28 protein-coding genes are annotated in these 22544 nt (G+C 48.9%); 21 read left to right on the plus strand and 7 right to left on the minus strand.

Annotated elements, in window-relative coordinates:
* Positions 1-16: 16 nt before the first annotated feature.
* From soxX to XMA127_RS06540, 5 genes are read left to right on the plus strand one after another with little or no spacing between them, the layout of a single operon-like run.
* Positions 17-373 (plus strand): sulfur oxidation c-type cytochrome SoxX, encoded by a 357-nt coding sequence (gene soxX, locus XMA127_RS06520; protein ID WP_173481089.1) that lies wholly within the window; start codon positions 17-19, stop codon positions 371-373.
* Between the two features lie 31 nt (positions 374-404).
* Entirely contained in the window at positions 405-857 is a 453-nt protein-coding gene (gene soxY, locus XMA127_RS06525) for a thiosulfate oxidation carrier protein SoxY (protein ID WP_254442920.1), read from the plus strand.
* A gap of 27 nt (positions 858-884) precedes the next feature.
* Complete coding sequence (soxZ, locus tag XMA127_RS06530) at positions 885-1196, plus strand: thiosulfate oxidation carrier complex protein SoxZ (RefSeq protein WP_173481087.1); 312 nt, start codon at positions 885-887, stop codon at positions 1194-1196.
* A gap of 24 nt (positions 1197-1220) precedes the next feature.
* Positions 1221-2081, plus strand: coding sequence for a sulfur oxidation c-type cytochrome SoxA (gene soxA, locus XMA127_RS06535; protein ID WP_173481086.1), 861 nt, complete (start codon positions 1221-1223; stop codon positions 2079-2081).
* An 11-nt stretch (positions 2082-2092) separates the two neighbouring features.
* Positions 2093-2524 carry a hypothetical protein gene (locus XMA127_RS06540; RefSeq protein WP_173481085.1) on the plus strand — a complete coding sequence of 144 codons (432 nt, stop codon included), beginning with the start codon at positions 2093-2095 and terminating at the stop codon, positions 2522-2524.
* 206 nt (positions 2525-2730) lie between these two features.
* Here XMA127_RS06540 and XMA127_RS06545 read toward each other — a convergent pair whose 3' ends face one another.
* The 6 genes from XMA127_RS06545 to puuE all read right to left on the minus strand — a co-directional run bounded on the left by XMA127_RS06545 (position 2731) and on the right by puuE (position 8033).
* The gene (locus XMA127_RS06545) at positions 2731-3627 is read right to left on the minus strand and encodes a prenyltransferase (RefSeq protein WP_173484050.1); all 897 of its coding nucleotides are present in this window, start codon (positions 3625-3627) and stop codon (positions 2731-2733) included.
* Positions 3628-3888: 261 nt separating this feature from the next.
* On the minus strand, positions 3889-5067 hold the full coding sequence (locus tag XMA127_RS06550) for a urate hydroxylase PuuD (RefSeq protein WP_173481083.1): 1179 nt from the start codon (positions 5065-5067) through the stop codon (positions 3889-3891).
* 8 nt (positions 5068-5075) lie between these two features.
* Entirely contained in the window at positions 5076-5594 is a 519-nt protein-coding gene (locus XMA127_RS06555; RefSeq protein WP_173483639.1) for an ureidoglycolate lyase, read from the minus strand.
* Positions 5595-5606: 12 nt separating this feature from the next.
* Positions 5607-6593, minus strand: coding sequence for an allantoicase (gene alc / locus XMA127_RS06560; protein ID WP_173481081.1), 987 nt, complete (start codon positions 6591-6593; stop codon positions 5607-5609).
* Positions 6594-6603: 10 nt separating this feature from the next.
* Positions 6604-7125: a 2-oxo-4-hydroxy-4-carboxy-5-ureidoimidazoline decarboxylase gene (uraD, locus tag XMA127_RS06565; protein ID WP_217362055.1), complete on the minus strand. Its 522-nt coding sequence runs from the start codon at positions 7123-7125 to the stop codon at positions 6604-6606.
* Positions 7125-8033 (minus strand): allantoinase PuuE, encoded by a 909-nt coding sequence (gene puuE, locus XMA127_RS06570; RefSeq protein ID WP_173481080.1) that lies wholly within the window; start codon positions 8031-8033, stop codon positions 7125-7127. Before puuE ends, uraD begins: the two co-directional genes overlap by 1 nt.
* A gap of 194 nt (positions 8034-8227) precedes the next feature.
* Between puuE and uraH the strand changes: the two genes are divergently transcribed.
* The 3 genes from uraH (at position 8228) to XMA127_RS06585 (ending at position 10842) form a co-directional block, all read left to right on the plus strand.
* Entirely contained in the window at positions 8228-8584 is a 357-nt protein-coding gene (gene uraH, locus XMA127_RS06575; RefSeq protein WP_173481079.1) for a hydroxyisourate hydrolase, read from the plus strand.
* A gap of 15 nt (positions 8585-8599) precedes the next feature.
* Positions 8600-9322 carry a GntR family transcriptional regulator gene (locus tag XMA127_RS11860; protein WP_173484048.1) on the plus strand — a complete coding sequence of 241 codons (723 nt, stop codon included), beginning with the start codon at positions 8600-8602 and terminating at the stop codon, positions 9320-9322.
* Positions 9323-9486: 164 nt separating this feature from the next.
* Positions 9487-10842 carry a uracil-xanthine permease family protein gene (locus XMA127_RS06585; RefSeq protein WP_173495519.1) on the plus strand — a complete coding sequence of 452 codons (1356 nt, stop codon included), beginning with the start codon at positions 9487-9489 and terminating at the stop codon, positions 10840-10842.
* Between the two features lie 36 nt (positions 10843-10878).
* Here the strand turns inward: XMA127_RS06585 and XMA127_RS06590 are convergent, their stop codons facing one another.
* A complete protein-coding gene (locus XMA127_RS06590; protein ID WP_173484046.1) occupies positions 10879-11229 on the minus strand; it encodes a hypothetical protein in 351 nt (116 codons plus the stop codon).
* 304 nt (positions 11230-11533) lie between these two features.
* Here XMA127_RS06590 and urtA point away from each other — a divergent pair, with 304 nt between their 5' ends.
* The 13 genes from urtA to ureG all read left to right on the plus strand — a co-directional run bounded on the left by urtA (position 11534) and on the right by ureG (position 22536).
* Positions 11534-12817, plus strand: a complete 1284-nt coding sequence (gene urtA / locus XMA127_RS06595) for an urea ABC transporter substrate-binding protein (RefSeq protein WP_173483644.1) — start codon at positions 11534-11536, stop codon at positions 12815-12817.
* A 69-nt stretch (positions 12818-12886) separates the two neighbouring features.
* Positions 12887-14500: an urea ABC transporter permease subunit UrtB gene (urtB, locus tag XMA127_RS06600; RefSeq protein WP_254443043.1), complete on the plus strand. Its 1614-nt coding sequence runs from the start codon at positions 12887-12889 to the stop codon at positions 14498-14500.
* Between the two features lie 4 nt (positions 14501-14504).
* Positions 14505-15587, plus strand: coding sequence for an urea ABC transporter permease subunit UrtC (urtC, locus tag XMA127_RS06605; protein WP_173484045.1), 1083 nt, complete (start codon positions 14505-14507; stop codon positions 15585-15587).
* On the plus strand, positions 15587-16423 hold the full coding sequence (urtD, locus tag XMA127_RS06610) for an urea ABC transporter ATP-binding protein UrtD (protein ID WP_173484044.1): 837 nt from the start codon (positions 15587-15589) through the stop codon (positions 16421-16423). Before urtC ends, urtD begins: the two co-directional genes overlap by 1 nt.
* A gap of 4 nt (positions 16424-16427) precedes the next feature.
* On the plus strand, positions 16428-17123 hold the full coding sequence (urtE, locus tag XMA127_RS06615; RefSeq protein WP_173484043.1) for an urea ABC transporter ATP-binding subunit UrtE: 696 nt from the start codon (positions 16428-16430) through the stop codon (positions 17121-17123).
* Between the two features lie 8 nt (positions 17124-17131).
* Positions 17132-17956, plus strand: a complete 825-nt coding sequence (locus tag XMA127_RS06620; protein ID WP_173484042.1) for an urease accessory protein UreD — start codon at positions 17132-17134, stop codon at positions 17954-17956.
* Between the two features lie 213 nt (positions 17957-18169).
* Complete coding sequence (gene ureA / locus XMA127_RS06625; RefSeq protein WP_173484041.1) at positions 18170-18472, plus strand: urease subunit gamma; 303 nt, start codon at positions 18170-18172, stop codon at positions 18470-18472.
* A gap of 11 nt (positions 18473-18483) precedes the next feature.
* The gene (locus tag XMA127_RS06630) at positions 18484-18792 is read left to right on the plus strand and encodes an urease subunit beta (RefSeq protein ID WP_173484040.1); all 309 of its coding nucleotides are present in this window, start codon (positions 18484-18486) and stop codon (positions 18790-18792) included.
* Positions 18793-18801: 9 nt separating this feature from the next.
* Positions 18802-20505 carry an urease subunit alpha gene (ureC, locus tag XMA127_RS06635; RefSeq protein ID WP_173499067.1) on the plus strand — a complete coding sequence of 568 codons (1704 nt, stop codon included), beginning with the start codon at positions 18802-18804 and terminating at the stop codon, positions 20503-20505.
* Between the two features lie 16 nt (positions 20506-20521).
* The gene (gene ureE, locus XMA127_RS06640) at positions 20522-21010 is read left to right on the plus strand and encodes an urease accessory protein UreE (RefSeq protein WP_173484039.1); all 489 of its coding nucleotides are present in this window, start codon (positions 20522-20524) and stop codon (positions 21008-21010) included.
* 38 nt (positions 21011-21048) lie between these two features.
* The gene (locus XMA127_RS06645; RefSeq protein ID WP_173484038.1) at positions 21049-21261 is read left to right on the plus strand and encodes a hypothetical protein; all 213 of its coding nucleotides are present in this window, start codon (positions 21049-21051) and stop codon (positions 21259-21261) included.
* Complete coding sequence (locus tag XMA127_RS06650; protein WP_173484037.1) at positions 21251-21910, plus strand: urease accessory UreF family protein; 660 nt, start codon at positions 21251-21253, stop codon at positions 21908-21910. Before XMA127_RS06645 ends, XMA127_RS06650 begins: the two co-directional genes overlap by 11 nt.
* Before the next feature lie 8 nt (positions 21911-21918).
* A complete protein-coding gene (gene ureG / locus XMA127_RS06655; protein ID WP_173483655.1) occupies positions 21919-22536 on the plus strand; it encodes an urease accessory protein UreG in 618 nt (205 codons plus the stop codon).
* Positions 22537-22544 lie beyond the last annotated feature (8 nt).

A 22544-nucleotide genomic window follows, 5' to 3' on the forward strand; every position in this document is an offset into this window, starting at 1 on the left:
CACTGAAGGAGTGACCATGCGAAAGTTGATCTCAGCCCTAGCAGTTGCAGGTGTAGCATTCACCGGTTCTGCAGTCGCGGGTTCACATAGCGAAGCGATGATCAAAGAAGGCCAAGCAATCTACCACGGTAAGTCACGTGGTAACTGTGTTGCTTGTCACAACATTCAAGATCCTATTACCAACCAAGCTGGTAACCAGGGTCCTATGATTATTGCTATGAAAGCACGCTACCCAAATAAAGCTGAGCTTCGTGCTCAAATTTGGGATGCTACTGCGAAGAATCCTCTGTCTATCATGCCACCAATGGGTAAGCATAATATTTTGACAGAAGATGAAATCGACGCAGTCGTAGAATACATTTATCAGTACTAATTAGACTCGATTTAGGTGGAGTAAAATGAGCATGAATCGTCGTACAGTTGTAAAAGCGATCGCTGCAAGCGGTGCGCTAATCGGTCTAGGTGCAATGATGCCACGCGTGGCAGTTGCTGCATGGAATAAAGATGCATTTAACGCAAAATCACAAGCTGATGCGCTAAACGCACTATACGGAAGCGCTGCAGAAGCAAGTGCTGACGTAATGTTGAAAGCTCCAGATATCGCTGAGAACGGTGCAGTTGTACCTGTATCAGTTGAATCTAAGCTGGCTAACGTTGAATCAATGGCTATCTTTGTAGAGCAGAACCCAACGCCTCTAGCGGCTGAGTTCGGTATCCCTGCTGGTACTGCTGCAGACGTGTCTACTCGTGTACGCATGGGTAAAACAACTAACGTAACTGCAGTTGTTAAGGCTGGTGGCAAGACTTACAGCGCTACCAAAGAAGTTAAAGTCACTATCGGTGGCTGTGGCGGTTAATAAGCGGTTTAGATTAGGAGAAGTATAATGGCTAAGATTTTTCGAGTTAAAGCTAGCGCACGTGGCGGTAAAACTACCGTTAAAATGATGGCTAAACACAACATGGATACAGGTCTTCAGAAGGGTAAAGATGGCAATCTTATCCCAGCTAAATTCCTGGATACTGTGTCTGTTTCTCACGGCGGCAAAGTCGTGTTTGAAGCGAACCTAAACACAGCTATCTCTAAAAACCCATACCTAGCATTCACTTTCGAAGGTGGCGCTAAGGGTGAAGAACTATCTGTTGCTTGGTCTGAAAACACAGGCGCAACTGGCACCGAATCTGCAAAGATCAAGTAATTGATCTCTGCTTACGGAGGACGCATGAATATAATAAAAAGCACACTACTTGGTTTGAGTGTTGCAGCTGCTAGCCAAATGGCAATGGCAGCAACTACGGGAGCTACTGTCGCAACTGTCGATCCAGAAGCTGACCGCATTGCACTGCAAGAATATATGAAAAACCGTTTCCCAGACACTCCAATGAGTGAGTACGTAAACGGTATCTATGCTGTTGACGCTGCGTCTCGTGCGCAGTGGGAAGAGATTGAAGAGTTCCCTCCTTACGAGCTAGACCTCGAAAAGGGTGAAGAGCTATTCAATACGCCTTTCGCAAACGGTAAAGGTTACGCTGACTGTTTCGAGAACGGTGGTATTGGCATTCGTCAAAACTTCCCATACTGGAACGACGAGCGTAAAACAGTTGTAACTCTAGAGATGGCGATCAACGAGTGTCGTATGACAAACGGTGAGAAGCCACTAGGCTGGAAGAAGGGTGCTATTGCAGAGATCTCTGCATACATGGCCTACACTTCACGCGGCAACGAGTTTGCAATTGAGATTCCAAATGATGAGGCGAAAGCAGCTTACCTTGATGGTAAGAAGTTCTTCTACTCTAAGCGTGGTCAGTTGAACCTATCATGTGCTGACTGTCACTTGACTGGTACTAACCGTTTGGTCCGTGCCGACCTTCCAAGCCCAGCGCTAGGACACACTACACACTTCCCTGTAGTACGTTCTAAATGGGGTAACATCGGTACACTACACCGTCGTTACGAAGGCTGTCACCGTGACTCTCGTTCAGAGTACTTGAAGCCACAAAGCGAAACTTTCCGTAACCTTGAGTACTTCCAGACTTACATGTCTAACGGTCTCATCGTTAACGGTCCTGGCGCACGTAAGTAAGGGGCAAACAGATGAAAAAGATCATTTCGATCGCAGCTGTTGCTGCACTTACACTGAGCTCTATGGCTTCTGCTCAAAGCTTCAGTGAAGCATTTGATGCAGCTCGTGCCCTTCAAGGTGCTAATGGTACATTTGAATGGAACGGCAAGAAGTACAGCACACAGACAATCGAAGAAGCTTTGGCATCGAAACCAGCTAACGCTGAAAATGCTCAAGCACTATTCGATGCTGCTAAGGCTAAGTACAAAGAGTCACAAGAAGCAGGCTTTGCTTGGCGTGATACTAAAAAGTACTTGAAAGAGTCTAAAGAGGCGATTGCTGCTGGTGAATTCCAGAAAGCGATGGATCTTGCTGCTCGTGCTCACTACCAAGCGCGTAAGGGTGTAGAGCAGCGTGACTACGCTGAGAAACATTGGATTGATGCAGTTCCTCCGTTGAACTAATCATTTCCCTTGAAAAACCCGGTTATTGTGCCGGGTTTTTTTGTGCCAAAATTTTATATGACATTTTGTGATTAGGTTATTGTTTTTGGTAATAATGGTGCTATTATACTTACATCTTTCCAGAGCGTGATTTATCACTCTCTTCTTGTGAATGATTTAACCGTTTTCGCAGTGATCTTTGGGGCCTTTGGCCCCATTTTTTTGCCTTAACTCCACATCATTAAGATCGATAACATCGTAGGTGTAGCCAGTGTGAGCGCAACATTGGGGCCCATCAATTGATTGAGTTTCGTCTGATTAGCGGCATTGTTTAAAACCAAAATAGAGAGCCTGATCGCGGCGGTTGAAACAACCACACCAACTAGTAGCCCAAATAGATCTGTTCCCATTGTCTGAATAAGCAGTACCATCCCAGCGATCATAACCGAGTTAAATAGGGTGTATACCTTGGCGCCGGTATGGCGTCCATAAGCGATGAGCAGGTGGTATCGGCCTGAGGCACTGTCTGCATCGATATCCGGGTATTGATTCAATAGCAGTAAATTGTTCACTAGACAGAATGGAATGATGGACGCCAGCACAGCCTGCTCTGCCAGACCGCCGGTCAGGCTAATGTGGGTACCCAAAACCATGATCGGCCCAAAGCCAATTCCCGCAGAGATTAGGCAAGCGATTGGGTGTCTGTTCAGTACCGGGGTGTAGGTTAAAACAATAAAGAGACCCAAAATCCCCAAAGGCATTAACAGAGCAAGGTTCTGTTGCATTAAATAGAGCCCAGACAGCGTGCACAGTGAAAGCAGTGTTAATGCGACACTTTTAACCTCTTTAGCAGACTCAGGATGGCTGGGAAGCGCACCACTGCCGCCACTGAAGGGGGTTCGATCAGTGGTTAAGTCTAAGCCTGAGCAGTAGTCATGGTACTCATTGAGCATGTTGACGCTTATGTGAGCCAATAGCGCAGTGATAAGAACTAGTGCAGCTAATCCAAGATTTATGGATGTGACCTGGCTCGCCGTTGCGATGCCTAACAAGACACAGACGAAGGTAAGGATTAAGAAGTTGGGTCGTGCAGTCGCAATCAGAGTGGCAATTCGACGGTTCACAGCTGGGAGCCTCTATAAGGTTGGTGTCCCTATTGTAGAATCTAGGCGAAGCCGAAGCGAATGTGATTGGATGGATGAGTATCGCGGCCTTTGCAAGACCGCTCCAACAGGATGCTTTTGTTGGAGCCTTATCGAAGATGAGGCGATTTTTTTCAGAGAATCGCGGCCTTTGCAAGACTGCTCCAACAGGATGCTTTTGTTGGAGCCTTATCGAAGATGAGGCGATTGGGGTCTGACCTTCGGTCTGACCCCATTGTTCGACTATTTATCTAAAGCGTTAAACCACTGCCCGAGCATGACGCGCTCTTCCGGTAGCATGCCCGTTAGGTTGCCTAAAGGCATCGCCTGAGTCGCGACAGACTGTGCATGAATGCGTGCAGCGCTCATTAGAACATCCTCTTCTGTCTCCAGAATGACACCGGCAGGGGGAGCAGTGAACATCTCACTGGTTGGGTTCTTAGCGTGACAGCTCGTGCAGCGCTCATAGACGATCTGAGTCGCTTGCGCCAGGGTGACGTTGTTACTGCTTAGGGTAGCTTCCATACCTCGATTAGGGTGCGTCACATAAGCAAGGCAGATCATACCCAGAGCCGCGAAGGGGAGTGTCCATGCAAATTTTTGACTCTCGTGGCGGGTATTGAAGTAGTGGCGAACACCGACACTCAACAACGCAATCGCAAATAGAATGGCCCAGTTCCACTCATGGCCATAGGTGCTTGGGTAGTGGTTGCTGATCATAATGAACAGCACTGGCAGCGTCAGGTAGTTGTTGTGGCGAGAGCGAAGCAGGGCACGAGCGGGCTGTTTTGGATCAGGTTCGCGACCCTCTTTAATTGCTGCAACCAGATCACGCTGTCCCGGCATGATGACGCGGAATACGTTACCCACCATCATGGTGCCGGTAATGGCGCCGATGTGAATGTAGGCAGCACGACCACTGAACACCTGAGTAAAGGCCCAGGCCGCAATAATCAGCAGCATCAGTAGAACCAATCCAAGCAGTGCCGGTTGTTTACCTAAGGGTGATTCACACAAGAAATCATAAATAAACCAACCTGCGATCAGTGACGCGATACTGATCGCAATGCCTTCCCATGCAGTTAGGCCTGAGCCAGGGGCGAGTAGGTAGAGTTCGGCATTTAGGTAGTAGACAACTGCCAACAAGGTAAAACCAGAGAGGAAGGTGGTGTACGCTTCCCATTTAAACCAGTGTAGGTTTTCCGGCATCTGTGGCGGGGCAAGTTTGTACTTCTCTAGATGGTAGATACCACCACCGTGGATGGCCCATAGATCGCCCGATAGACCCTCTCTAGGACTCTTACGGTTTAGGTTGTTCTCCAACCAGACAAAGTAGAAAGAGGCACCAATCCACGCGATACCAACGATCATGTGTATCCAGCGGACCAGTAGGTTGAGCCATTCTGTGTAGTGCGGATCCATATCGACCTCTAAGCGTTTAAATGATTGATATCTGCATCAAGAAGAGTGATCTCTCCGTCAGCAAAAAAGTGTTCGTCGCAGTTATTACCTTCGCCTTTGCGGTCAACGATCAGAAAATCACTGCCGTTCTCTAGCGCTAGGATAGGGTGATGCCACACCCCTTTACCGTAGTTCAGACCCTGACGCCCGTTGCTAATAAAAGCGCGAATATCGTTTGGGTTAGGCTGATCTGCAGGTGGCGCGACGACGATCAGAAAGCGTTGGCGCTCCATCGGGATGAAGGCTTGACTCCCCTGAGGGTGGCGCTCAAGCATCTTGATTTCGAGCGGGTAACTTAAGGTATCTGCCTTGAAGATACTGATAATGGCTTGGTCCTCTTGGCGATTCAGTTCAACCGTTGCCAATTGATGAAACCGCTGAGTTGAGCCATTGTTAATAGGAAAGTGATCAGAGCCTTCCGTCTCGATTACTTGGCCAAAAGGTTCAAAAGCCTCTTTTGTTAACGGTTCAATGGTCAGAGATCTCATCATTCACTCCTATTAAAGGGTTGGTTTACCAAAGACTCTTAAGCGCGACACACCACCATCTGGGTGGATGTTGAGCTTAACGTGAGTAATCGGTCCAAACTCAGGATCTACAGAAAATTTGTGAATCGAGTCGGCGCTTAGCTTCTGGTTAGGTAAGAGTGTTTTCCAAAATAGGCTCTGAGTGGCGATCTGTTCAGGTGAACCGCCACGAACATAGGCCGCTTGAATGTCACAGCTGTCAGGGAAGTTGCCTTTAAAGTGAGCAGTATCGATCTCGATCTCCTCTGCAACCCCTGGACTACCTAATGCCAGAATGACCCAGTCATAGCCTGGTGAGCGGCGGCGTGCTGTCTCCCAGCCATCACCCATATTAACGCCACGGCCAGGATTGGTTAGGTTGCCCATTTTCCCGAAATGCTCATCACTACAGGATAGGGCACAACCGCCATTCAGTGCCGAGACTAGATCGATGCTTTGTGAGTTGTCGACCGAATCCCAGTCGATAAACGGACGTCCATAGACTCGGAAACGCGCAATGCCACCGTCTGGGTAGATGTTTAGGCGAACGTGAGACCAAGGCTGATCGTTGTTCACTTCAAATAGGTGTTCGCTATCGCCCTGAAGATCGACCGATGGAAGCAGTGTGTACCACTTAGTTTTATCATCTGGATCCTGATCTGGCGAGTAACAGACATCGACAGAAGCTGACGGAGGAAAGTTTCCGGTAAAGAAGTTTGTGTTGATCTCTATGGCTTGAATCATGCCCGGTGCGCCAAGACGAATGATTGCATAGTCATAACCTTCAAAACGCTTGCGGCGTGATTCCCAGCCATCCATCCACTTACCAGCATCATCGTAAACACCCTCTTTCCAGACAGGGGGTTCAGGATTTAGCATGCGGTTCACTTCGGCGAACCAGTCATCGGTAACAAAGGTCGCTTTGGCTCCTAGGCGAGCATCTGCAAGGTTAACTAAGCGTTTCAGTTTCTGTTCGTTCATCTATACAACCTCACAAATCGGCCAGACGGAATGCGGCAATTTTATTTATTTCGGCTAACGCTTGAGCAAACTCTTGCTCTGGCGAGTTATTGATACGCTCCTCAAAGCCAGAGAGGATTGCATGTTTGTTGCTCCCTTTAACGGCCATGATAAATGGAAATTGGAATTTGGCTTTGTAGGCATCATTGAGCTCGGTAAAGCGAGCAAGCTCCTCGTCGGTTAGTGTATCGATGCCCGCGCTGGCCTGTTCTGACGTCGATTCTGCCGTTAGTTTGCCTGCTCGTGCCGCTTTTCCGGCTAAGTCTGGGTGGGCAATAATGACACCGAGCTGCTCCTCATGGCTAGCACTCAAGAAACAGTCGGCCATTAATCGGTGAAGCTCATCAATGAGATCGTGCTCTGCTGTGATCCCTTGATCAAATGCTTGTTCAGCAATCCAAGCGGAGTGCTCATAGATGCCACCAAATTTGGTAACGAATTCCTGTTTTGTTAGCTCGCTAGGTGAGCCAAATGCAAAGGTGACACTCATCATTAAGCCTCAGGTTTGTGGTGTTGATGCCAGTGGCGGGCAATATCGATGCGACGTGCGTACCAGACCTTGTCATGACTTTGTACGTAATCTAAGAAACGTTGCAGTGCTGCAATGCGTCCGGGGCGACCCAGTAGACGACAGTGCATGCCGATCGATAGCATTTTAGGGGATCTCTCACCTTCTGCGTAGAGGACATCAAAGGCGTCTTTTAAGTATTGGAAAAAGTGCTCTCCGGTATTAAAGCCTTGCACCTGCGCAAAACGCATATCGTTGGTATCCAGTGTGTAGGGGACAACGAGATGTTTGCCTTTCGGTCCATCGACCCAGTAGGGCAGGTCATCAGCGTAGGAGTCAGAGTCGTAAAGGAATCCACCTTCCTCCATGACTAACTGACGAGTGTTGGGGCTATCTCGACCGGTGTACCAACCCAGTGGGCGTTGTCCGGTTACTCGCTCGATGATCTCAATGGCTTCCTGCATCTCTTGACGCTCTTGCTCCATCGGCATCTCTTGGTAGGTAATCCATTTTAGAGCGTGTGAACAGATCTCATATCCAGCATCAACGAACGCTTGGGTGACATCAGGGTGGCGTTCCAATGCAGTCGCAACACCAAAAATGGTCAGAGGGATATCCCGTTTTTGGAAGGTATCTAATAAGCGCCATACACCGGCGCGACTTCCGTACTCATAGATCGACTCCATACTCATATGGCGTTGACCTGGGAAGGGGACAGCGGAAGGCATTTCCGAAAGAAAGGCTTCAGACTCTGAGTCGCCATGAAGAATGCAGCGCTCGCCTCCCTCTTCGTAGTTGAGTACAAATGAGAGAGCAATGCGCGATTCATTCGGCCAAGCTGCGTGCGGTGGATTCTTTCCGTAACCGACCAGATCGCGAGGGTAGTTGTTCATACCTAAAACTCCAATATTGATGAGCAGATTGTATACAATTTGTCAGTCAGGTAAATAGCGTAAAAGCATTAAACAGGCTCTAATCATGCAGATAATGCCAATTATCCGATAGACTTTAGTCGACTATTGCTCTATTTGTTAGATTTTATGTATACAAATCGGTATACATAATTAATCAATATTGAGGATTTCATATGAACGGTTATCTAACAACTCATGTTTTAGACACTGCCAACGGTTGTCCTGGTGAAGGGATTGAGCTAACCCTTTTTAAGGTTGAAGAGGGGCAATTAATCGAAGTGGTTTCTGCAGTGACGAATGACGACGGTCGTGTTGATTCTCCAATTCTTCCTAAGGGGGAGTGTGTCAAAGGGGTCTATGAGTTGCACTTCATGGCGGGTGATTACTTTAGACGTCGCGGCACTGAGCTCGCTGAGCCTGCTTTTTTGGATCAGGTTGTTATCCGTTTCGGTATTGCTGACGAAGAAGCGCACTACCATGTACCACTTCTGATTTCGCCCTACAGTTACTCAACTTACCGCGGTAGCTAAGTAAGAGTTTTCACAGTGGTTGAGCCTAAATCCACACGTCAAAAATCTAAGACTCAAGATCAGCATATCTACGAGGAGATTTTTGACGCTATTTTAGAGCAACGGCTCTGGCCCGGTACTCGCCTGAAAGAGGAGTCCTTGGGTGAAATCTTTGGTGTATCTAGAACCATTATACGACGCACGCTCAGTCGTTTAGCCCACGAGCGTGTAGCAGTTTTTGAACCCAACCGTGGTGCCTTTGTTGCTGAACCCGATGTCTCGGATGCTCGTCAGATTCTTGATGCTCGTCGTCTTATGGAGTTAGCCATTGTTGAGAGGGTGGCAGAGCGTGCCTCGTCGATCAAAGGTGAATTTAAGAAACTCTATGATCTGATCGAGCAGGAGCATAAAAGCAGTGCGGCTGCCGACAAAGGCATGGCCATTCGTTTGTCGGGTGAATTCCACCTAGAGTTAGCAAGACTCTCGGGCAATAAACCCCTGGAGGGGTTTCTTCACTCCCTGGTACCGCAAACCTCGTTAATTATCGCCCTCTATCAGGCCAAAGAGGGGAGTCGTTGTGCCATTGATGAGCACAGTCGTCTGCTGGATGCGCTGAAGCTCGGTGATGCCGAGGAGGCGAAACGTTTAATGGGTGAGCACCTAGATCATATTGAAGAGCGTTTGGCTCTGGATGAGTCACCGGGTAACCGAAATTTGGCTAAGGTGTTTGGGCGCCGAACTGAAAAAGCTGGCGCATAATGGTGCGTCAAGTTAAATTGGATGCACACTAAAGGTGCAACAGCTTAAGTTTCTGACCTATTGGTTAATGATTTATTCATTTATATCAATGGGTTAGTGAAGTTGTCATTTGATGTACTAACAAAAATAAGAAGGCTGCATTGAGCAGTTGTTTGGAGGCAATAATGAGCAATGAAAAGATTTCGGCAGCGCAGATGCGCGACCCGAATTACACCCCACCGATGCATCTAGCAATTCCGCTAGGCATTCAACACGTACTGGCGATGTTTATCGCAAACGTAACCCCAGCGATCATCGTTGCGGGTGCAGCGGGATTTGGCTTTGGTTCAAATTCACCTGACTTCCCTAACATGATCTACATGATGCAGATGTGTATGCTCCTTGCGGGTGTTACAACACTGCTTCAGACAATTGGTGCAGGCCCTGTGGGTGCACGTCTTCCGATTGTGCAAGGTACCAGTTTCGCATTCATTCCTATTCTTATCCCATTGGTAGCGGGTAAGGGTGTAGAAGCGATGGCTATGGTGACCGGTGGTGTCCTAGTCGGTGGTCTATTCCAAGCAGCGCTAGCGCCATTTATTGGTCGCCTTCGTTTTGCTTTGCCTCCATTGGTAACTGGTCTGATCGTGCTGATGATCGGTTTGTCACTTCTTAAAGTGGGTATTCAGTACGCGGCAGGTGGCGTTCCGGCGATTGGTAAGCCTGAGTTTGGTTCGTTAGAGAACTGGACTGTTGCTGGTACCGTTATTGTGGTGACCCTAGGTCTGAAATTCTACGGTAAAGGCATGATCAGCTCAGCGGCTATATTGATCGGTCTGATTGCAGGTTACGTTCTGGCCTACTTTATGGGTATGGTTAACTTCGGTAACGTCGGCCGTGCTGCAAGCTTTGCGCTGCCACAGCTCTTCCCATTCGGAATCGAGTTCGGCGCAGGTGCCATCATAGGTATTGCACTTATGTCATTCATCTCTGCGATTGAGACAGTGGGTGACGTATCGGGTATCACCAAAGGTGGTGCGGATCGTGAAGCAACTGATACTGAGATCAAAGGCGCAACTTATGCAGACGGTCTAGGTACAGCGCTATCTGCTCTAGCTGGTGCACTGCCAAATACATCGTTCTCGCAAAACGTTGGTCTGATCGCAATGACGCGTATGATGAGTCGTCACGTGGCAACCATTGGTGCGATCTTCCTGATCGTTTGTGGTCTGATCCCTAAAGTGGGTGCTCTCATCTCTACTGTGCCAATCGAAGTATTGGGTGGTGGTGTTATCGTGATGTTCGGCATGGTTGCCTCTTCAGGTATGAAGATGCTGGCTGATGTGGATTGGAACAGCCGTAACATGGTGATCTTTGCAGTATCACTATCACTTGGCCTGGGTCTAATGCAGGTTCCAGAAGCGCTTCAGCACCTAGACGGTACAGTTAAGGCGCTTTTAACAACAGGTCTACTACCAGCAGCAGTCTGCGCCATCGTACTCAACCTGTTTATGCCTCATCCTAAGAAGGAAGAGGAGTAAGTTTTTAACTTACCTTTCTAATCGATCAAAGGCCCCTTATGGGGCCTTTTCAGTTGGAGCCTTATCACAGATGAGGCGATTTTTATCAGCACGCATCGCGGCCTTTTCAAGACCGCTCCAACGGTTCGCACGCTGAATTGATGTTGGAGCCTTATCACAGATGAGGCGATTTATATCGGTAAAAATCGCGGCCTTTTTAAGACCGCTCCAACGGTTCGCACGCTGAATTGATGTTGGAGCCTCATCGAAGATGAGGCGATTTATATCGGTAAAAATCGCGGCCTTTTCAAGACCGCTCCAACGGTTCGCACGCTGAATTGATGTTGGAGCCTTATCGAAGATGAGGCGATCGTTTCTGACTGCGGATGACAGGCTGAAGCCAGTCACGGCAGCTCCGTAGTTGAGTTCTCGCCTGTCAGCCGCTATATGGCTAATCCCACAACCCCAAACAAGTGCACCAAAATACCCTTAAAAATTTACTTTTGCGATCTTTTGGTGCGCATTCCTGTCGCAAATGTCACTTAATGGTGCACTGCAAAATCTCTTCATATGCGTCAAATAGAATAATATTAATTGTTTATCTTATTGTTTTTAAACATAAATAAAATTAATTTACGGACTATTTCAAAAACTGGCACGCACTCTGCAATAAGAAAAACATCTAGGTTACTAATCAAAGGAGAAGACCCTGATGTCTAAATCAACTATGTTTAAATCTGCTGCGCTAGCCTTAGCTGTTTCTGCAACGAATCTTGCAATGGCGGCTGATACGATCAAAGTGGGCGTGCTTCACTCACTGTCGGGCACAATGGCGATCAGTGAGACAACACTGAAAGACACCATGCTGATGCTGATCGAAGAGCAGAACAAGAAGGGCGGTTTGCTAGGTAAACAACTTGAGCCTGTGGTTGTCGACCCAGCGTCTAACTGGCCACTGTTTGCTGAGAAAGCACGTGAGCTAGTTGAGAAAGAGAAGGTGGACGCGATCTTCGGTTGTTGGACATCGGTGTCACGTAAATCGGTTCTTCCGGTTATTGAAGAGCTAGACAGCCTCATGTTCTACCCAGTTCAGTACGAAGGTGAAGAGTCGTCTAAAAACGTCTTCTACACAGGTGCTGCGCCAAACCAGCAGGCGATTCCAGCGGTTGATTACCTAATGAACGAGTTGGGTGTTGAGCGTTGGGTGCTAGCCGGTACTGACTATGTCTACCCACGTACAACTAACAAAATCTTGGATGCTTACCTAAAAGCGGCGGGTGTTGCTGAAGAGGACATCATGGTGAACTACACGCCATTCGGTCACTCTGATTGGCAGTCGATTGTATCGGACATTAAAAAGTTCGGTTCAGCGGGTAAGAAGACTGCGGTTGTCTCTACCATTAACGGCGATGCCAACGTACCTTTCTACAAAGAGCTAGGTTCACAGGGCATCAGCTCTGAAGATATTCCAGTGGTTGCTTTCTCTGTCGGTGAAGAGGAGCTATCTGGTATGGATACTGGACCGCTTGTAGGTCACCTAGCTGCTTGGAACTACTTCATGAGCGTTGATAGTGAAGTGAACGATGAGTTTATCGAGAACTGGCACTCATTCATTGGTAACGAAGATCGTGTAACCAATGACCCAATGGAAGCGCACTACATCGGCTTCAACATGTGGGCTAAAGCGGTTGAAAAAGCTGGTACAACGGATCCATCGGCTGTCCAAGATGCTCTCATCGGTGTCTCTGTACCAAACCTTACAGGTGGCCTATCCACTATGATGCCAAACCACCACATCTCTAAACCGGTTCTGATCGGTGAGATCCAAGATGATGGTCAATTTGAAGTGGTCTCTTCAACTTCAGGTTTGGTGGTTGGTGATGCATGGTCTGATTTCCTAGAGGGTTCTAAAGACCTTATCTCAGACTGGCGCCAGCCACTCTCTTGCGGGAACTACAACGTGAAAACCGCAACCTGTTCTGGTCAGAACTTCTAATCTTTCTTAACAAGAAAAGACCAGGCGGCAGATACTGCCGCCTTTTTTCCACCTGTAAGGAATCTCATTATGATGCGATCTGTTAGAAAATCGCTTCTAAGCTCTCTGATGCTGATCATCTCGCTGCTTGCTCTGCCAGTTCTAGCAGGCGAGGCTGAGTTTAATCAGTACGAAGAGAAGCTGACAAAAGCAAAGTTTACTGAAAAATCACGCATTATTAGCGACTGGATGGCTACCGATTCAGGCGAGGCCCTATCCTTAGTTCAACTGATGCTCGACAGCCAACTCTACTACCACAAAAAAGAGAAGCAGCTCTATCGAGTTGAGAAGGCTGAAAAGGGGGCTGAGGCAATCAGGCTGCGTGATGGCAGTTTGGTTGTGATCGACAATAAGCGCCACTTTAAACGTGTCAGTATCAATAACACTTTGCGTTCTGAATTTGGTGCGCTGCTTTCAACCGCGGCTCTGCTTGCAGAGAGTCCAGCGGATCGACGCAGTGCTGCCCTGGATTTGATTGGAACCGCAACTCCAGAGGTGGTGGGTCAATTGCGTGAGCTCATCAAGTCTGAATCCGATTCCTCTGTTCTAGAGGCCTTTAATATCGTGCTAGCTGTGGCGGACCTAAACGGTGATAACACAACACGAGCAGCGAAAGCCATTACAACACTTGCGGATACCCTTGAGCCCGCGGCTCTGGCGGCACTGACACAGTTTGTTGAGCGCTCCAGTGATGAGGTGCTTGTTGCGGCTGCTAATAAGGCTATACAGACTCACCAAGATCAGGCCTCTTTCTACTCGGGTGTTGAGACTGTCTACTTTGGACTTAGTTTGGGGTCGGTATTGGTACTTGCTGGAATTGGCTTGGCCATCACCTTTGGTGTGATGGGGGTTATTAATATGGCCCATGGTGAGCTGATCATGATCGGCGCCTACACGACCTATGTCGTGCAACTATTGATGCCTAACTCGATTGAGTACTCCCTATTTGTCGCCATTCCAGCAGCGTTTGTTGTCTCTGGTCTGGTAGGTATTGCGATTGAACGAGGTGTGATTCGCTTCTTATACGGTCGACCGCTGGAAACGCTGTTGGCGACCTTCGGTATCTCACTGGTATTACAACAAGCCGTGCGCTCGATCTTCTCACCACTGAACCGAAGTGTTGAAACACCCTCATGGATGGCCGGTTCTATAGAGATCAATCCACTTCTCTCGCTAACAGAGAGTCGTCTTTACATCATCTTCTTCTGTCTGTTTGTCTTTGTTGCTCTGTCGCTAGTCATGAAGCGAACCCGCTTGGGTCTTCAGGTACGAGCGGTATCACAGAACCGTGCGATGGCTCGTGCTATGGGCGTTCGCTCTGAGTGGGTTGATGCGATGACCTTTGGTTTGGGGTCGGGCGTTGCCGGTGTGGCCGGTGTAGCGCTTTCACAGCTGACCAATGTGGGGCCCAATTTAGGCCAGGCCTACATCATCGACTCCTTTATGGTGGTGGTCTTTGGTGGTGTCGGAAACCTCTGGGGAACCCTGGTTGCAGGCTTGAGCTTAGGACTGGCAAACAAGGTCATGGAGCCTTGGGCGGGTGCAGTGTTAGCGAAAATTCTAGTGCTTGTGTTCATCATCCTCTTTATCCAAAAACGTCCACGTGGCTTGTTCCCACAACGCGGTCGAGCAGCGGAGGGTTAATTCGATGTTTCTATTACAGATTCTTAAAAATGATAAGGGCGGACGTTGGCTTATTGGCCTCTTGATCGCTCTGATTGTTGCGGTTCCGGTGCTGAACAGTCTGCCAGCGGATTCAGCTCTTCATGTGCCGACTTATACCATCTCTCTACTGGGTAAATACCTGACGCTGGCGCTTCTAGCGGTTGCAGTCGATCTGGTTTGGGGCTATTTGGGCATCCTTACTCTAGGGCATGCGGCATTCTTTGCGTTGGGCGGATACGCAATGGGTATGTACCTAATGCGTCAAATTGGTGATCGAGGTGTCTATGGGAATCCCGATCTGCCGGACTTTATGGTCTTCCTAAACTGGCAGGAGCTTCCCTGGTTCTGGAGCGGTTTTGATCAGTTCTGGTTCGCAGCCTTAATGGTCCTATTGGTACCAGGGTTGCTGGCTTATGTCTTTGGCGCTCTGGCTTTTCGTTCTCGCGTTTCAGGGGTCTACCTGTCGATCATCACTCAAGCGTTAACCTACGCATTAATGTTGGCGTTTTATCGCAACGAGATGGGGTTTGGTGGTAACAACGGCCTGACCGACTTTAAAGACATTATCGGATTCAGTCTGTCTGATGATGCGACCAAGATAGGACTCTTTATTGCCAGTGCTGTGGCTTTAATGGTCGGATATTTGATCAGTCGTGCGTTAACTGAAAGCCGCGCGGGCAGAGCCTGTGTCGCAGTGCGAGATTCTGAATCGCGTGCTCGCTTTATGGGTTACCGTGTGGAGAACATAAAACTCTGGGTATTTACTATCTCGGCCATGATTGCCGGCGTCGCCGGTGCACTCTACGTGCCTCAAGTGGGCATCATCAACCCGAATGAATTTTCGCCTCTGAACTCCATTGAGGTCGTGGTCTGGGTCGCGGTGGGTGGTCGTGCCTCGCTCTATGGCGCGGTGATCGGTGCGCTGTTAATTAACTATGCAAAATCTTACTTCACCGTCGAGTTGCCCGATGTTTGGCTGTTCGCTCTGGGTGGTCTATTTGTACTAGTCACGCTCTTTTTACCCAAAGGGGTAGTGGGACTGATTCGTAAAAAGGAGAGCGTCTAATGTCTGGATTCTCACTGCAAGAGTTTATGCGTCGTGATCAGGTGTTCGATATTGTGAATGCCGCACAGAGCGAACGACTCAATGTCGACAAACAGATTCTTCTCTATTTGGAAGGGTTATCGGTTAGCTTTGATGGCTTTAAGGCGATTAATGATCTCAATCTCTACATACGAGATGGGGAGTTACGCTGCATCATCGGGCCAAATGGTGCTGGCAAAACGACCATGATGGATATTATTACCGGTAAAACAAAACCCGATACAGGCACCGCCTATTTTGGTCAAACGATTGATCTGCTCAACATGGATGAACCAGCCATTGCTGAGGCAGGAATAGGGCGCAAGTTCCAGAAACCGACGGTGTTTGAGAACCTATCGGTGTTTGCCAACCTGGAGTTGGCGATGGCACAAAATCGAGATTTCATCTCGCTTTATACTGCCAAGCTAAGCTCTGAACAGTCGGATCGAATTGCCGACGTGCAGCAGCTCATCGGTTTGGCGGAGCACAGTTTTAAACTGGCAGGTGCTCTGTCCCACGGACAGAAGCAGTGGTTAGAGATCGGCATGCTGTTAATGCAGCGGCCACGACTTCTTCTGGTGGACGAACCCGTGGCGGGCATGACTCACCAAGAGATGGACAAGACCGCAGAGCTGCTGATCTCGTTGGCCGGAAAACACTCAGTGGTGGTGGTTGAACACGATATGGAGTTTGTTCGAAACCTAGCCGAAGGTGGTCGCACCGTGAGCGTGCTGCATCAGGGTTCGGTGTTAGCCGAGGGTACCATGGATCAAGTTCAGAATGACGACCGCGTGAAGCAGGTCTACCTTGGAGAGTAGTGGGATGCTTGAACTTAACAAAGTGAATCAGTTTTACGGTGAAAGTCACACCCTTTGGGATCTTGATCTTGCTGTTCAAGAGGGTGAGTGCAGTGTCTTAATGGGGCGCAATGGTGTTGGCAAAACGACTCTGTTGGACTGTGTAATGGGGCACAACAAGATCAAACAGGGTGAGATTCGTTTCATGGGGGAGGATATCTCTAAGCTTAGCGTTGAAAAGCGCCCCTATATTGGTATTGGTTATGTGCCACAGGGTCGTCAAATTTTTCCGTTGATGACCGTTGAAGAGAATCTACAGATTGGATTGCCTGTATTGCCGCGCGGCGCACGCAAAATACCGGACTATATTTTTGATCTATTCCCCGTTTTAAAAGAGATGTTGGCTCGTCGTGGTGGGGATTTGAGTGGTGGACAACAGCAACAGTTAGCCATTGCTCGAGCACTCGTGGTCAATCCTAAATTGTTGATCCTGGATGAGCCTACTGAGGGTATTCAGCCCAATATTGTCCAGCAGATCGGCGATATAATTCGACAATTGAACCAAGAGCTTGGGCTGACCGTTCTGCTCGTTGAGCAGAAGCTCCCTTTTGCTCGCAAAGTCGGAGATGTCTTCACACTGCTAGATCGTGGGCGCAATGTTGCTGCTGGCTCAATGGATCAACTTGATGATACATTGGTTTCAAAGTATCTAACGGTTTAAGGGATATTGTGAACTCACTGACTGGCCGCCAAGGGTGGCATGCTGAACTGACGCTTGGTTATCAACTGCGCGGTGATAAGACGCGCTTGGTGGACTCCAAACGGGAGGGGCCATTGGCAGTACAGCGCGCCTTTTATCCTGAAGGCGAGGTATGCCACACCTACCTGCTACATCCCCCCGGAGGTGTGGTGGCCGGTGATGACCTCAATATCGATTTGCAGGTCTCCAAGGATGCTAAGGTTCTACTGACAACACCAGGGGCGACTAAGTTTTATCGCTCTATCGGCCCTGTTGCGGAGGTCTCTCAGCGCTTAACGGTCGCTGGTGGCGGCTCTTTAGAGTGGATGCCACTGGAGAATATATTCTTCCCAGGCACCCAATCCCATATTGTCACCGAAGTGCATTTAGAGGCGGGCGCTCATTTTATCGGCTGGGAGATCAACTGCTTTGGTCGCCCCTCTAATGAAGAGCGTTTTGAAACCGGGCAGTTAAGTTCAGAGATGCGAATCTATCGTGACGGCGAACCTGTGATGTTCGATCGATTTGCAACCGATGGAGCTTCCCTGATCGACAGTTCGATCGGTTTAAAAGGGGTGTCAGGTTATGCGTCGATGGTCGCGACCGTTGATGATCAGGATCTGTTAGAGCAGGTTCAACAGCTGCTGTCAGATGACCCGCTTTCAGGCGCGACCCTGATGGATGGTCTACTGGTTGTTCGCACCATTTCAGAGCAGAGCCAAGAGGTTATTTTCCTCTTTTCTAGCGTTTGGCGTCTCATTCGACCTCAATCTCTTGGAAAAGAGGCCGCGGCGCCCCGCATTTGGGCAACCTGAACCAAGTTAATTCTTAAACGCACTTAAGTGGTGCGTTTTTTTTGCCAAAAATCCAGCCGGGTTATTCTGATTGTTGTCAATTTTTGGATTTTTCTAGACGATGTCTGCAATTTGTTCGATTTTATTCGCTTTTTAGGCTTTTTATAAAAACTGGTCTCTATTTTGCTAAGTCTAATTTATTAACTCTCATGAACACCGCTTAAGGGAACTATCATGGAACTGACACCCAGAGAGAAAGACAAACTACTGATATTCACCGCAGCGCTGCTCGCTGAACGTCGTAAAGAGCGTGGTTTGAAATTGAACTACCCCGAAGCGGTTGCGCTCATCAGTGCAGCAGTGATGGAAGGGGCACGCGATGGTCGCACGGTTGCTGAATTGATGGACTATGGCCGCACCTTGCTGACTCGTGAAGAGGTTATGGAGGGGGTGCCTGAGATGATCCATGACGTTCAGGTTGAGGCGACCTTCCCTGACGGGACTAAATTGGTCACCGTCCATGAACCGATTGTTTAAGAGGTGGCTTAATGATTCCAGGTGAATACAAAGTTGATGCGGGCAGTATCAATCTCAATGAGGGTCGAGAGACCATCAAAGTCAGCGTCGCGAATACCGGTGATCGTCCGGTTCAGATTGGCTCTCATTACCACTTCTATGAGGTCAATGAAGCCCTCATTTTTGACCGTGAAAAAGCACGGGGTTTTAGACTAAACATTGCCGCGGGAACAGCGGTCCGTTTTGAACCAGGTCAGTCGCGCGAGGTCGAGTTGGTGGCACTGACGGGTGACCGCGTTGTTTATGGGTTTCAAGCCAAAGTCAGTGGCCAATTGGATTAGGAGATCAGAATGTCTGTTATTGATCGCACCGCGTATGCAGAAATGTTTGGTCCAACCACAGGAGACCGTGTTCGCTTAGCGGATACCGAGCTCTGGTTAGAGGTCGAGAAGGATTACACGACCTACGGTGAGGAGGTTAAGTTTGGTGGCGGCAAGGTTATCCGTGATGGTATGGGTCAGAGCCAAGCCTGCCGCGTTGATACACCGGATCTGGTCATTACCAATGCATTGATTCTTGATCATTGGGGGATAGTAAAAGCCGATGTTGCCGTTCGCGATGGTCGTATCTTTGCGATCGGCAAAGCCGGTAATCCTGACATCCAACCTAATGTTGATATTGTCGTTGGTCCCAGTACAGAAGTGATTGCCGGTGAGGGCAGTATTCTAACGGCTGGCGGGATTGATGCTCACATTCACTTTATCTGTCCGCAGCAGGTCGATGAAGCGCTCTGCTCAGGCGTCACCACAATGATCGGGGGTGGAACAGGCCCAGCCACCGGTACTAATGCAACCACCTGTACACCGGGTGCATGGAACATTGCTCGAATGCTGGAGGCAGTAGACTCCTTACCAATGAACTTCGGTTTTTTAGGTAAGGGTAACGCCAGTCTTCCCGAGCCGTTAATCGAGCAGGTTGAAGCGGGTGCCATCGGGCTTAAATTGCATGAAGATTGGGGCACTACGCCCGCTTCGATCGATAACTGCCTGAGCGTTGCAGAGAAGTACGATGTTCAGGTAGCGATTCATACTGACACATTAAATGAATCAGGCTTTGTCGAAGCGACTCTGGATGCGATCGGTGACCGTGTGATTCACACCTACCACACAGAGGGAGCGGGTGGTGGTCATGCACCGGATATCATCAAGGCTGCAGGGCTTAAAAATGTGCTGCCTTCGTCGACCAATCCAACACGCCCATACACCATTAATACGGTGGATGAGCACCTCGACATGCTGATGGTTTGTCACCATTTAGATCCCAGTATTGCTGAAGATGTCGCCTTTGCAGAGTCACGTATTCGTCGTGAAACCATTGCTGCAGAGGATATCCTTCACGATCTGGGCGCTTTTTCGATGATCTCATCAGATTCACAAGCGATGGGTCGAGTTGGGGAAGTTGTCATTCGTACCTGGCAGACTGCGCATAAGATGAAAGTGCAGAGAGGCCCTTTAGAAGCGGACTCTGAGCGCAACGATAACCATCGTTTGAAACGCTACATTGCTAAATACACCATTAACCCGGCCATCGCCCACGGGATTTCACACGTAGTGGGGTCAATTGAGGTCGGCAAACTGGCCGATCTGGTGTTATGGAAACCGGCTTTCTTTGGCACTAAACCCAGTCTGGTGTTGAAGGCGGGTATGATCGCGACGGCCCCTATGGGCGATCCTAATGCATCCATTCCAACGCCTCAGCCTGTTCACTATCGTCCAATGTTTGCCAGCATTGGTAAAGCGGCTCAAAGCACGTCAATGACCTTCCTATCTCAAGCAGCTGTCGCTGCTGGAGTGGCTGAAGAGCTTGGTCTGCAGTCGATGATCGGCGTTGTAAAAGGGTGTAGAACCGCCACCAAAGATCAGATGGTTCATAACGATTGGCAGCCCGATATTCAGGTGGATCCTCAAACCTATGAGGTCACTGCAGATGGCATGAAGTTAACCTGTGAACCGGCCGAAATATTGCCGATGGCGCAGCGCTATTTCCTATTTTAAGTAAGACAGTAACGAGATGATTAAACTGAATAAAAAGCTGGAGTCCCATTCAGTTGAAACCGATCTGACGCTTGAGTTGACCATTGATCAGCGCATACGCAGCCGTCTGAGAGTAACGCTCTCTAATGGTACAGAGGCCGGTTTGGATCTACCACGCGGGGAGATACTTCGTGGGGGCGAACAGTTAACGAATGATGACGGGGTGGTTGTGACAGTGCAGGCCGCGGCTGAACCTCTGTCAGTGGTTAGAACCAGTGACCCACTTCTAAAATCACGTATCTGTTATCACCTAGGTAACCGACACGTGCCACTTGAGATCAATGATGAGTATGTTAGCTACCAACATGACCATGTGTTGGACGACATGGTGGTTGGATTGGGTGGTGTAGTGACCTGTGAGTCACTGCCGTTTGAACCTGAGGCTGGCGCCTATGGTGGTTCTAGTCACGGACACTCGCACAGCCATTCACACAGTCATTCAGATGATCATGAACATTCACATTAATTCTTTATAGATTAGGTATTTAACAGGAATATAAAACAATGAACATTAAATTATTGTCGCTTCTTATGATCGCCCCAACTGCGGCCTTTGCTCATACGGGTGATCACTCTAATTTGGCTTCAGCTTTGGGGCATGCCTTCTCCTCAGTTGAGCATGCTGCACTCTCTTTGGCCGTTGTTGGCTCCATCGCAGCAACACTGGCCCTAGCGACCCGTATTAAAACCAAAGCACAGGCGCAACGTGCTAAGTGATCTTCGTCTTTTTCAGCTGATCAGTCCGTCACTGCCGGTCGGTGCATTCACCTACTCGCAAGGGTTGGAGTTGGCGGTTGAAGCGGGCTGGGTAGACTCTCAAGAGCGATTTGAAGCCTGGTTAACAGAACAGTTAAATCACTCCCTAACGACACTTGAGCTACCGATGCTGGATCGAATGCTTAACGCCTTATATGAAGCCGATGCACAGGCATTTAACCAACTGACAAAAGAGTTGATCGCTTGGCGCGAAACCAAAGAGCTCCGTCTTGAAGAGAAGCAGCGTGGGGCGGCGTTAGCGCGCTTGCTTCCCCAGTTGGATGTAAACCTAGAAGGTCTCTTGTTGGAGGCCTGCCAGCGAACACAATTAGCAGGGATCGCGATTGCCGCGCATCAATGGCAAATCCCTCGCGATAAACTGTTTGCTGGTTACCTGTGGAGCTGGCTAGAGAATGCCGTTATGGCTGGCGTTAAGCTGATTCCGCTCGGTCAGACACAAGGCCAGCAGACGCTGCAACGAATGGCCTCTTCATTAGAGCAGTCAGTTGAACATTCCAAAGGGGTATTAAACCCCAGTAGCGTGACGCCAGCATTAGCGATTGCAAGCAGTCGACACGAAACACAATACACACGATTATTTAGATCTTAGGAGCAGTCATGAGTGACTATAAATCCCCACTTCGAATTGGCGTAGGTGGTCCAGTAGGTTCCGGTAAAACAGCACTACTCGAGGCGTTGTGTAAAGCGATGCGGGATCACTACAACCTTGCCGTTGTGACCAACGATATCTACACCCAAGAGGATGCAAAGATTTTGACTCGCGCTGAAGCGCTAGAGCCTGATCGCATCATTGGTGTGGAAACGGGTGGTTGCCCGCATACCGCTATTCGTGAAGATGCCTCAATGAATCTAGCGGCAGTTGAAGAGCTGGCTAAACGACATAAAACGCTGGATCTTGTCTTTGTTGAGTCTGGTGGTGATAACCTCAGTGCAACCTTCAGTCCAGAGTTGGCGGATCTTACGATCTACGTCATCGATGTGGCAGAGGGCGAAAAGATTCCTCGTAAAGGTGGACCGGGAATCACTAAATCGGATCTGTTGGTGATCAACAAAATCGATTTGGCACCTTACGTCGGTGCAGATCTATCGGTAATGGAGTCGGATACCAATCGAATGCGCCCCGAGAAACCTTGGGTCTTTACCAATCTAAAAGAGGGAAAAGGGCTGCAAGATATCATCGACTTCATCGTGCATCAGGGGATGTTGGATAGTTAATTGAAGCA

This window comes from Marinobacterium sp. xm-a-127, assembly GCF_013283425.1.
Classification (GTDB): Bacteria; Pseudomonadota; Gammaproteobacteria; order Pseudomonadales; family Balneatricaceae; genus Marinobacterium_E.

Bases quoted from the DNA above. Each gene is read 5' to 3' on its own strand.
- XMA127_RS06645 (WP_173484038.1), top strand. From the start codon at position 21,049: ATGAACATTAAATTATTGTCGCTTCTTATGATCGCCCCAACTGCGGCC.
- XMA127_RS06550 (WP_173481083.1), bottom strand. From the start codon at position 5,067: ATGGATCCGCACTACACAGAATGGCTCAACCTACTGGTCCGCTGGATA.
- urtB (WP_254443043.1), top strand. From the start codon at position 12,887: ATGATGCGATCTGTTAGAAAATCGCTTCTAAGCTCTCTGATGCTGATC.
- urtC (WP_173484045.1), top strand. From the start codon at position 14,505: ATGTTTCTATTACAGATTCTTAAAAATGATAAGGGCGGACGTTGGCTT.
- XMA127_RS06555 (WP_173483639.1), bottom strand. From the start codon at position 5,594: ATGAGATCTCTGACCATTGAACCGTTAACAAAAGAGGCTTTTGAACCT.
- ureA (WP_173484041.1), top strand. From the start codon at position 18,170: ATGGAACTGACACCCAGAGAGAAAGACAAACTACTGATATTCACCGCA.
- XMA127_RS06630 (WP_173484040.1), top strand. From the start codon at position 18,484: ATGATTCCAGGTGAATACAAAGTTGATGCGGGCAGTATCAATCTCAAT.
- soxX (WP_173481089.1), top strand. From the start codon at position 17: ATGCGAAAGTTGATCTCAGCCCTAGCAGTTGCAGGTGTAGCATTCACC.
- urtA (WP_173483644.1), top strand. From the start codon at position 11,534: ATGTCTAAATCAACTATGTTTAAATCTGCTGCGCTAGCCTTAGCTGTT.
- urtE (WP_173484043.1), top strand. From the start codon at position 16,428: ATGCTTGAACTTAACAAAGTGAATCAGTTTTACGGTGAAAGTCACACC.
- ureG (WP_173483655.1), top strand. From the start codon at position 21,919: ATGAGTGACTATAAATCCCCACTTCGAATTGGCGTAGGTGGTCCAGTA.
- soxY (WP_254442920.1), top strand. From the start codon at position 405: ATGAATCGTCGTACAGTTGTAAAAGCGATCGCTGCAAGCGGTGCGCTA.
- ureE (WP_173484039.1), top strand. From the start codon at position 20,522: ATGATTAAACTGAATAAAAAGCTGGAGTCCCATTCAGTTGAAACCGAT.
- XMA127_RS06585 (WP_173495519.1), top strand. From the start codon at position 9,487: ATGAGCAATGAAAAGATTTCGGCAGCGCAGATGCGCGACCCGAATTAC.
- soxA (WP_173481086.1), top strand. From the start codon at position 1,221: ATGAATATAATAAAAAGCACACTACTTGGTTTGAGTGTTGCAGCTGCT.
- soxZ (WP_173481087.1), top strand. From the start codon at position 885: ATGGCTAAGATTTTTCGAGTTAAAGCTAGCGCACGTGGCGGTAAAACT.
- puuE (WP_173481080.1), bottom strand. From the start codon at position 8,033: ATGAACAACTACCCTCGCGATCTGGTCGGTTACGGAAAGAATCCACCG.
- uraD (WP_217362055.1), bottom strand. From the start codon at position 7,125: ATGATGAGTGTCACCTTTGCATTTGGCTCACCTAGCGAGCTAACAAAA.
- alc (WP_173481081.1), bottom strand. From the start codon at position 6,593: ATGAACGAACAGAAACTGAAACGCTTAGTTAACCTTGCAGATGCTCGC.
- XMA127_RS06540 (WP_173481085.1), top strand. From the start codon at position 2,093: ATGAAAAAGATCATTTCGATCGCAGCTGTTGCTGCACTTACACTGAGC.
- uraH (WP_173481079.1), top strand. From the start codon at position 8,228: ATGAACGGTTATCTAACAACTCATGTTTTAGACACTGCCAACGGTTGT.
- urtD (WP_173484044.1), top strand. From the start codon at position 15,587: ATGTCTGGATTCTCACTGCAAGAGTTTATGCGTCGTGATCAGGTGTTC.
- ureC (WP_173499067.1), top strand. From the start codon at position 18,802: ATGTCTGTTATTGATCGCACCGCGTATGCAGAAATGTTTGGTCCAACC.